This is a genomic window from Planktothrix sp. FACHB-1355 (genome assembly GCF_014748295.1).
Classification (GTDB): domain Bacteria; phylum Cyanobacteriota; class Cyanobacteriia; order Cyanobacteriales; family Aerosakkonemataceae; genus Aerosakkonema; species Aerosakkonema funiforme_A.
The window spans coordinates 1-2,470 of the sequence record NZ_JACJUP010001058.1 but is presented as its reverse complement, the minus strand read 5'-3'; the positions used below and the strand labels follow the sequence as shown (position 1 = coordinate 2,470).

The following is a 2,470-nucleotide window of genomic DNA, read 5'->3' as shown; positions in this document are numbered from 1 at the left end:
GGGGTACTTGCTTTGTTTGCAACATCGAGACTATCAAATGAGTGTCAATTTGTGGGATCTATGCTATCAAGTGTGTTTCGTTGACTACCAACCCACACACAGCGAATTGGAAAGTCAAGAAGTTGATATCGATACAAGTCTCATCGATGAAACTGGGGATGTGGATTGGGAGCGTTTGGAGGTAAAAACAAGGGCAGTGGTGGAACAAGTGTTTGCTGATTTGCCGGATGTTTAGTAATTTTTTTGACGCAAATGTACGCAAAAGAAAACGCAGAGGCACGCAGAAATGATTGAGGCATTGCGAGATGTAGAAGTATCAATTGGAGCGAAATTTGAGGATTCGGTAGCTGTTAGTTTTGGCAATGATGCGGCAGCTATTTTGGCGGTACAAGAAGGGGTGGCTTTGTGCGATCGCTCTCACTGGGGTAGAATTCTGGTTGGCGATGCAGATCGACTGCGATTTTTGCACAACCAAAGTACCAACGATTTCCAGAAACTCAAACCAGGAGAAGGTTGCGATACTGTTTTTGTCACCTCTACAGCTCGCACAATCGATTTAGCCACTGGCTATGTGTTGGAAGATGCTGTGTTGCTGCTGGTTTCACCCAATCGCCGCGACAAGTTGATGAAATGGTTAGACCAATATATCTTTTTCGCAGATAAGGTCAAGTTAACCGATATTACAGATGATACGGCTACTTTTAGTTTGATTGGGCCCCAAAGCGATGCGATTTTGGAAAAGTTGGGGGCTGAGTCAATTATCGGTCAAGCTTACGCCAGTCATCAATTATTGCCGATTTTGCCTAACCCCTCTTCCGAAGCGGGGGATAAAGTTGAGGTTCGCGTTGCTGTCGGTAGCGGTTTGGCAATACCGGGATACACTTTAATTGTTCCTGCTGGCGATGCGGCAAAAGTTTGGAGTAACTTAGTGCAAGCGGGTGCTGTGCCTATGGGCTCTAGCATTTGGGAACAATTAAGAATAGAACAAGGACGCCCAGTACCCGATCGCGAACTAACTGAGGATTACAATCCTTTAGAGGCGGGACTGTGGCAAACAATTTCCTTTAGTAAAGGTTGCTACATCGGTCAAGAAACTATTGCCCGATTGAACACTTATAAAGGAGTCAAGCAACAACTTTGGGGTATTCGTCTGCAAGCACCTGCCGAACCAGGTAGCATTATTACTGTTGGAGATGAAAAAGTCGGTAAACTTACCAGCTATACGGAAAGCGATCGAGGTTGCTTCGGACTGGGTTATGTTCGTACAAAAGCTGGCGGTAAAGGACTGAAAGTGCAGGTAGGAGGAACGGAAGGTGAAGTAGTAGATGTACCTTTTATTACTCACGAATAACCATAGAATCAAGTGTCTAATCTTTTACTTGCGGATGAAATTTAGCATACAACATCGATTTGACTGGTTTTCCGCCCTGCAAGTGTCGATCGATAATAGTCGCTACTTCCTCTGGCAGTACGCGATTATACCAGATTTTCTCCGGTTGGATTAGCACCATCGGGCCTTGGCCGCATTGTCCCAGGCAAACGGTAGAAGCGATCGTTACCCCAGCAACAGGGTGTTCCTCAAAAGCAGCTAAAACTTTGGCTGCGCCTTGTTTGGAACAAGTTTTACTTTGGCAGATCAGCACTTTTTTGCTAGTAGTTGAATCATTTTGCAATGCGCGTTCTGATTTCATATTTACCATTATGGGGGCAGGTGAATGCGGAAAACTAACAGAGGTGGAAAATGGAAGTGCGATCGCACCTTTTAATTATGAAGATGGAGATATAACTTATGAAATCAGATTTTCAGGCAATGAGTCGCAAAGAATTACGAGCTTACATCCTCCAACATCGAGATGATGATGAAGCTTTTTATGCCTATATGGATAAAGTACAAGCGGAGGGAACTTGGATAGAATTTCCAGCACCTAAGTCTATTGATGATTTGAAACATTTTCCAGAGTTGCTGGAAAAACAACGGCAAAAGAGACGAGAAGAAGAGTAAGTTGGATGGGTGCGATCGCATTTTATTGCGCTGTTATCCATAGCCAATTATCCTGTAGGGACACTGCATCATCAAATTAGCTCACTCAATTTTAATTATGCCGTGTCCCTGCAAAAATGTGTAATATTTATTTGTCAGAAAAGTGAGTGCTGAGAACTAAAATAGCTCTGGGAAAAATTATCAGGTTTAACTCACAATATTTTGCCATAAATCGGCAGCAATAAAACTTGACATACATTTGTTGTTGGAATCACGGCATTGGGAGCAGCTAGAGTCATAGCCAAATCTAGATTATCTATGAATATACTTGAATATCAACGAGCCCTCTTATTCAAAAGTTCACTAAGACGTTTAATCTCAAATTGTTGCTTTTCAATTTCAGATTGCTGGTTTTCAATTTGAGATTCTAGATCTTTAACTTTTTGTCTAGAATCTGCTATTTCTTTGGATTGAATTAATATTATAGCT

At 42.3% G+C, this 2,470-nt stretch carries 3 protein-coding genes and 1 pseudogene; 3 read left to right on the top strand and 1 reads right to left on the bottom strand.

Annotated elements, in window-relative coordinates:
- Window positions 1–235: pseudogene (locus tag H6S82_RS28920) on the top strand (hypothetical protein); the annotation flags it as partial.
- A gap of 51 nt (window positions 236–286) precedes the next feature.
- Entirely contained in the window at window positions 287–1,351 is a 1,065-nt protein-coding gene (locus H6S82_RS28915; RefSeq protein ID WP_190466244.1) for a folate-binding protein YgfZ, read from the top strand.
- Window positions 1,352–1,367: 16 nt separating this feature from the next.
- On the opposite strand, the gene H6S82_RS28910 is transcribed toward H6S82_RS28915, so the two are convergent.
- On the bottom strand, window positions 1,368–1,691 hold the full coding sequence (locus H6S82_RS28910) for a (2Fe-2S) ferredoxin domain-containing protein (protein ID WP_199315355.1): 324 nt from the start codon (window positions 1,689–1,691) through the stop codon (window positions 1,368–1,370).
- A 98-nt stretch (window positions 1,692–1,789) separates the two neighbouring features.
- Between H6S82_RS28910 and H6S82_RS28905 the strand changes: the two genes are divergently transcribed.
- Entirely contained in the window at window positions 1,790–2,002 is a 213-nt protein-coding gene (locus H6S82_RS28905) for a hypothetical protein (protein ID WP_190466250.1), read from the top strand.
- Window positions 2,003–2,470: the final 468 nt, after the last annotated feature.